Source organism: Xanthobacter agilis (genome assembly GCF_021730435.1).
In the GTDB taxonomy this organism is placed as follows: Bacteria; Pseudomonadota; Alphaproteobacteria; order Rhizobiales; family Xanthobacteraceae; genus Xanthobacter; species Xanthobacter agilis.
Genome location: NZ_JABWGX010000057.1, coordinates 1 through 6,262, shown reverse-complemented (window position 1 = coordinate 6,262; position 6,262 = coordinate 1). Strand labels below are relative to the sequence as shown.

The window sequence follows — 6,262 nt, the reverse complement described above, 5'->3', positions numbered from 1 at the left end:
GCGCTGGAGGGTGCCCGTGGGTTGGGGCAACAAAAAGGGCCGACCCTTCCGGGCCGGCCCTTTTTGACATGAGGCGTCTGACAAATGCGTGAGAGCCCAATCCCTTGCGGCATCCGCCGGCGGGTGTTCCGTGTTGGCGCCGGGGCCTCAAGCCACCTTGGTCATTTGTCCGAGGTCACCTGTCCAAAGTCACCTGTCCAAAGTCACCTGTCCAAATTCACTTGGCCGCCGCGGCGGTGGGCAGGGGCTGCGGATTGTGCGACAGCGAATTCAGGTAAGCGATGACGTTGGCGCGGTCCTCGGCCTTCGGCAGGCCGGCGAAGCCCATGGCGGTGCCCGGCACGGCCGACTTCGGATTGGTGACGAACGCGTTGATCGTCTCCGGCGTCCACTTGCCACCCTTGGCCTTCATGGCCGCGGAATAGGCGAAGCCCTCGACGCTGGCCACGTCGCGGCCGACGATGCCATACAGGTCCGGACCCACCTTGGCGCCGGCGCCTTCCGCGAAATTGTGGCAGGCGGCGCACTTCTTGGCGACGGTCGCGCCCTTTTCCACGGAAGCGGTGGCGAACAGCTCCTGGATGGTGGGCTCGGCCACCTTGGCGGCGGTGGTGGCGCCGGCTTCCTGCAGCGCGATTTCAAAGCCCGGCTTGGCCGGCGCTTCCGGCGTGAACAGGATCTGCGAAACGATGCCCAAGCCCACGATAAAGGCCAGGGTGGCCAGCACGGCACCTGCGATTTTGTTCAATTCAAAAAAGGTCATCGGCGCTATGCCCCTCGAAGCCCTTGATTTTGGAGCATCCCGACCCGCGAAATGGGCAGCGCGCGGTGGTGTGCGTCCTATCCCTGATCATGATAACGCGCGCGAACCCCTCCGCGCATTCGTGGCGACACTAAGCACTTTGATTGGAACGGCGCAACCCGTATTAAAACGCGCGCCGATGCCGTCACGGGTGCGTTGGCGACGGGGCTGGAACGCCCCCGCTTGGTGGGTTCGCGTCCCGGGGCGCAACGCTTTCGCGGCCGCCGCCCGGCGTCTCGCGTGGCGCGCCGGTGGCCGAACCGCGCGGGGGTGCGCGGCGCCCCGTCGCAGCGGACCTTGGGTGAGTGGCGGCGGATCGGATCCCGCTCGGGGTGGTCATCCCCGCGCATCCGGAGCGGGCAAGGCGGCTTCCGGCCTGGGAAGCGGCGTGGGGGGTGAGTGGTGAGGATGCGTCGCATCTCGTTCCAGGGTGAGCCCGGGGCCAATTCCCATATCGCGTGCCGGGAGGCTTTTCCCGATTATGAGGTGCTGCCCTGCGCCACGTTCGAGGACGCCTTCGCGGCGGTGGACAGCGGGGCCGCGGAGCTCGCGATGATTCCCATCGAGAATTCGGTGGCCGGGCGGGTGGCGGACATCCACCGCCTGATGCCGCAATCGGCGCTCAACATCGTGGGTGAATATTTCCTGCCGCTGTCACACCAGCTGATGGCGGTGCCGGGCGCGCGCCTCGACACGATCAAGACGGTGCAGAGCCATGTCATGGCCCTCGGCCAGTGCCGCAAGGCCATCGGCCAGCTGCATCTGACCTCCATCATCGGCGCCGACACCGCCGGTTCCGCCCGCGAGATCGCCGAGGCGGGGGACGTGACCCGCGCGGCCATCGCCTCGCGCCTCGCGGCTGAAATCTATGGCCTCGACATCCTGGCGGAAAACATCGAGGACGAGGCCCACAACACCACCCGCTTCGTGGTGCTGGCGCGCAATGGGGAGTGGGCGCCGGCCGATAATGGCCCGGTGGTGACGACCTTCGTGTTCCGGGTGCGCAACGTGCCGGCGGCGCTCTATAAGGCCCTCGGCGGTTTCGCCACCAACGGCGTGAACATGACCAAGCTTGAATCCTACCAGATGGACGGGCACTTCACCGCCACCCAATTCTATGCCGACGTGGACGGCCACCCCGACCAGCGGCAGGTGAAGCTGGCGCTGGAAGAGCTCGCCTTCTTCTCGCGCGAGATGCGCATCCTGGGGGTCTATCCGGCCCATTCGTTCCGGGCGTCGCTGCAGGTGAGCGAAGATACCTATTGAGCGGGGGCGGCCCCCGCCCCCGCTCAGTGGTCGAACCGCAGCGCGATGCGGGCGCGGCCCTGGCTGCGCCCGAAATGCACATGATCCGACAGGCGCTGGAGCATGTAGGCGGTGAACGCCGCCACCTCCTGCGCGTCCCCAAGGAGCGCTTCCGGCGAAGGGCGCTCCTTGGGCGGCTGCACGATCTGCCCGTCGTAAAGCAGATAGACGTCGAGGTGGGCCTCGTCGAAGCGGGCGCGCAGTTCCACCGGCCCCTCGGCGAGCCCGCTGTCGCTGACCAGCTCCAGCGCCTGGGCGACGATGGGGATGGCGGCGGCGATCACGTCGCGCCGCGCGCCCCACAGGTCGCCCTGCCGCTCCAGGAAATCACGGGCGAAGGGGAAGGCGTGGGCCTCGGCGGGCACCTCTTCCCCGGTCTCGCGGGCGATGCCGATGCGGAACAGCACGTTGAGCAGCAGCGCGCTGCACGCCGCCACCGTCAGCGGCGTCGAGAACAGGGGCTGTAGGACGAGCGGAATCTGCCCCTTCAGCGGCAGCAGCGCCACCGAAAGTCCCGCCAGCACGGACAACCCCACCAGGAACACCCGCCGCTCCGACAGCCGGCGCGAGACGATGAGGTCCATGCCCGCTACCACCAGATAGGCGGAGGTATAGAGCAGGATGCCCCCGATCACTGGCGAGGGAATGAGGGTGAGCGCCACGATCGCCTTCGGGAAAAAGGCGATGGCGAAGATGAGCGCGCCGGCGGTGATGCCGATCACCCGAGCCGTGGCCTGGGTGGCGAAGGCCAGGCCCACGGAGGAGGAGGACAGACCCGATTGGAAGCCCCCGGTGAGCCCGTTCAGCATGTTGCCGATGCCGCAGGCGGTGACCGCGCGCTGGGCCGCGCGCATGTCGGCGCGGCGCCAGTCGGCATCGTTCATTTTTTCGAGCGAGACGGTGACGGAGAGCACGTCCACCAGATTGATGAGCACCAGCAAGGCCATCAGGGGCAGCAGGCTGGGCGCGATCCGCAGGTCGGGCAGGGTGGGATGCGGCCAAGCCATCAGTGGCGCCTCGGCGAGGGCGCGGGCCGCGCCGGCGTGATCCACCCCCAGCAGCACCGCCAGCACCCAGCCGGCCCCGGCCCCCGCCACCATGGCGAACAGCTTGAGCCCGCGGGGCGCGAACACGGTGATGGCGACGATCAGGCTCAAGGTGGCGGCGCTGGTGGCGAAGGCGGCGGGAAGCACACCGGCCGCCTCCGAACTCATGCCGAGGGCCCGGCGCAGGGCCGGGCCGGCCAGCGATACACCGAGCATGGTCACCGCCACGCCGCAGACCTCCGGTGGCAGCAGCACCCGCAGTGGCCGCGCCAGCCGTGCGACGAACAGCTGAGCGACGCCGACGGTGAAGGTGGTGGCGGCCATCAGCCCCAGGCCGCCCAGGGTGAGTGCCTGCAGCGCCAGGGGGATGGCGCCCGCAGCCGGGATGTGGACCGCCAGATAGCCGCTGCCGAAGCGCGAGCGTACGCATTGCAGGATGGTGGCGATGCCGATGGAGAGGGTGCAGGCGGTGAGCAGGGCCGAGGTCTGCTCGGGCGGCAAGCCCGCCTCGGTCGCCGCCAGGATGGGATAAACCAGGAAGGTCACGGCCAGCATGGCATGCTGGGTGGCCAGCGCCAGCAGGTTCGGCGTCGGCACCGGATCATTGAGGCCATAGACCAGGGATGCCGGGCGCCGGCCGTGGCGGTGGCCACCGCCAGGCGGCGGGAAGGCGCGGTCGAGAAGGCGCCGCAGGCGCGTGCGCGCCCGTCCGCCGTCAGGCACGCGCACCCGCCACAAATGCACGGATGAGGTGGTGGGCGATGGCCGCCGGCGCCGGCGCGAACAGGCCCTCGGGATGGGTGCGGGCGAGCAGGGTCGCGGTCTCCTCCAGGGAGAACCAGCGCACCGCCTCGAGTTCGTTGACGTCCATGGTGATGGCCTCGGAGGTCGCTTCCGCGAGGCAGCCCAGCATGAGCTGCATGGGGAAGGGCCAGGGCTGGCAGGACTGGTAGGTCACCCGGCCCACGGTGATGCCGGCTTCTTCCATGGTCTCGCGCCGCACCGCGTCTTCCACCGTCTCGCCCGGTTCCACGAAGCCGGCGAGGCAGCTCCACATGCCGGGCGCGAAATGCGGCTGGCGGCCGAGCAGGCACTGGTTGCCGCGGGCGACGAGCATGATGGCCACCGGGTCGGTGCGCGGGAAATGCTGGGCGCCGCAGCCGGCGCAGTCCCGCCGCCAGCCGCCGTCCACGATCCGGGTGGGGGTGCCGCAATTGGAGCAGAAGCGATGCCGGCCGTGCCAGCCGAACAGGGCCTTGCCGGTGGCCAGCGGCCCCAGGTGGTCCGCCGCCACCAGTCCCCCGGCGGCGATGGAGCGCAGGTCCGTCACTGTGAAGCCGGCGGCTTCGATGGCCTCGCGGCGGCTGGGATCGAAGGCGACGGCGAAGCGCGGGGCCGCGCCTTCCTGTCCCAGGAAGATCGCGTCCTCGCCGCACCAGGGGGCGGCCTCGGCGAACGTGAGGAGCGGGTCGTCCATCCCACCGGCCTGCGGCGCGGGCCTCAGCGCCACCAGCTCGCCACCGAAGGCATAGACGCGGGCGTCGCGATCGGCGCGCAGGGTCGCCGCCTCCGCGCGGCGCAAGGCGGCGCGGTCGAGCCGGCTTTCCACATAACCCATGGGCGGCCACGCGCCGAGGTCGGGACACAAGGGTGAAAGCAGCATCATCGATCGGCGACTTCGAACGCGGCGCGGAGGTGCGACGGTGGCACGGGCGCCCCCGCGAGGCAAGGGACATCGCGGCGCGGGCCGGAGTGCTCCGGCCCCTTCCCCTGCGGCGCGGGCCGTCCGGCGTGAGGGCGCGGCCTCAGTGGTAGATGAACAGCGGGCAGGGCGGGTTTTCCACCAGCCGGTGCGTGGTGGAGCCGAACAGCATCTCGCGCCAGCCCCGGCGTCCGTAGGACCCCATCACCAGCAGGCCGGGCTTCACGCGCTCCGTTTCGAGCCGCAGCACCTCGGCGATGTCCAGCCGGGATGCGATGGGCGCGGCCTCGGCGGCATAGCCGTGGCTCGCCAGATAGGAGGCGGCGCCGGCCGCCCGTCGCGCGGCTCCCTCCTGGTCCGGATCCACCGCCACCACCTTCACCCGCCGCCCCTTGCCGATTCCGGTGAGGGCGAACATCTGGACCGCGCGCATGGCCGGCAGGCTGGAATCGTAGGCCACCAGCACGTCTGTGCCTTCCGGCCGGTCGTCACCGCACACCAGGATCGGACGCGGCATGGAGGCGAGCAATCGCGACAAGAGGTCCGGCAGCGGCACCTCGGCACCGGCGTGGAAGCCGGCATCGTGCCCGGTCACCACCAGGTCGCGGGTCTCCACCGCCAGGTGCAGGGCTTCGATCGGGTCGCCCTCGAACGAGAGGCACTCGAACGTCACGTCGTGGGCGGTGCATTGTTGCTCATATTGGGCCCGCAGGCGCTTTCGCAGCGCTTCCGCCTGGGTGTGCAGGTCCGCCTCCACGCGCGCCTTCAGGGCGCTCGCGCCGGCCCGGCCCAAGGTGGGCAGGTCCAGGGCGGTCACGTCGATGCCGGTGATGCCCGCCAGCGTGGCGCCGGTCTCGCGGGCCAGGGCGAAGGCGGTTGCGCGGGCGCTTTCCGCGGCCGACGATTCACCGAGCAGGAGAAGTATCCGCTGGAGCATGGTGTCCCTCTTCGCTTCGGGTGGACCTGGCCCCGCGCGGCGGCGACCTGAAAAGGCTGTAAGGTGTCGCCTTCCCGCTGGCAACGTGCGCCGGAACGGGCGCGGCGGAGGTGGGGCCATCTGTCGGGCCGCCGCCTTTCCTTGCGCGGCGGATCGATTATGGTCGCCACCCGCCGCCATCGGCGCGCGGCACAGCGTTCAAGGAGGAGCCATGCGCGTTCTGGTCCGCCTCATCCTGGTTTCCGGCCTCGCCTTCGGCCTTTCCGGGTGTGACAAATGCGGCAACTGGTTCGGCCAGAGCCGTCCCGCCGCCTGCCAGGGTGAAACCCCGAAATAGCCGGTCTGTCGCCCGCCGGCCCGCGCCATTGTTGCATTCGCGCGGCTGCGCGGCTATAAGCGCGCCTTCGCGTGAGACATGCGCCCCCCTGGAGGCGTGCCTCGCCGCGGAGCCATGCGGCCGCGACAAGCGG

6 protein-coding genes are annotated in these 6,262 nt (G+C 70.1%); 2 read left to right on the top strand and 4 right to left on the bottom strand.

Annotation, left to right across the window (positions count from 1 at the left end):
- Positions 1-217 precede the first annotated feature (217 nt).
- The gene (locus HUW53_RS21580; protein ID WP_237347805.1) at positions 218-763 is read right to left on the bottom strand and encodes a c-type cytochrome; all 546 of its coding nucleotides are present in this window, start codon (positions 761-763) and stop codon (positions 218-220) included.
- A gap of 447 nt (positions 764-1,210) precedes the next feature.
- Here HUW53_RS21580 and HUW53_RS21575 point away from each other — a divergent pair, with 447 nt between their 5' ends.
- Complete coding sequence (locus tag HUW53_RS21575) at positions 1,211-2,068, top strand: prephenate dehydratase (protein ID WP_272904378.1); 858 nt, start codon at positions 1,211-1,213, stop codon at positions 2,066-2,068.
- 23 nt (positions 2,069-2,091) lie between these two features.
- Here the strand turns inward: HUW53_RS21575 and HUW53_RS21570 are convergent, their stop codons facing one another.
- The 3 genes from HUW53_RS21570 to HUW53_RS21560 all read right to left on the bottom strand — a co-directional run bounded on the left by HUW53_RS21570 (position 2,092) and on the right by HUW53_RS21560 (position 5,792).
- A complete protein-coding gene (locus HUW53_RS21570; protein ID WP_237347803.1) occupies positions 2,092-3,876 on the bottom strand; it encodes a solute carrier family 23 protein in 1,785 nt (594 codons plus the stop codon).
- Entirely contained in the window at positions 3,869-4,819 is a 951-nt protein-coding gene (nudC, locus tag HUW53_RS21565; RefSeq protein WP_237347802.1) for an NAD(+) diphosphatase, read from the bottom strand. Before nudC ends, HUW53_RS21570 begins: the two co-directional genes overlap by 8 nt.
- Positions 4,820-4,958: 139 nt before the next feature.
- On the bottom strand, positions 4,959-5,792 hold the full coding sequence (locus HUW53_RS21560; protein WP_237347801.1) for a universal stress protein: 834 nt from the start codon (positions 5,790-5,792) through the stop codon (positions 4,959-4,961).
- A gap of 211 nt (positions 5,793-6,003) precedes the next feature.
- On the opposite strand from HUW53_RS21560, the gene HUW53_RS21915 reads away from it, so the two are divergent.
- Positions 6,004-6,129, top strand: a complete 126-nt coding sequence (locus tag HUW53_RS21915; protein ID WP_272904376.1) for a hypothetical protein — start codon at positions 6,004-6,006, stop codon at positions 6,127-6,129.
- Positions 6,130-6,262: the final 133 nt, after the last annotated feature.

Coding starts and splice junctions, on each gene's coding strand:
- HUW53_RS21575 (WP_272904378.1), top strand. CDS start 1,211: ATGCGTCGCATCTCGTTCCAGGGTGAGCCCGGGGCCAATTCCCATATC.
- HUW53_RS21915 (WP_272904376.1), top strand. CDS start 6,004: ATGCGCGTTCTGGTCCGCCTCATCCTGGTTTCCGGCCTCGCCTTCGGC.
- HUW53_RS21560 (WP_237347801.1), bottom strand. CDS start 5,792: ATGCTCCAGCGGATACTTCTCCTGCTCGGTGAATCGTCGGCCGCGGAA.
- nudC (WP_237347802.1), bottom strand. CDS start 4,819: ATGATGCTGCTTTCACCCTTGTGTCCCGACCTCGGCGCGTGGCCGCCC.
- HUW53_RS21580 (WP_237347805.1), bottom strand. CDS start 763: ATGACCTTTTTTGAATTGAACAAAATCGCAGGTGCCGTGCTGGCCACC.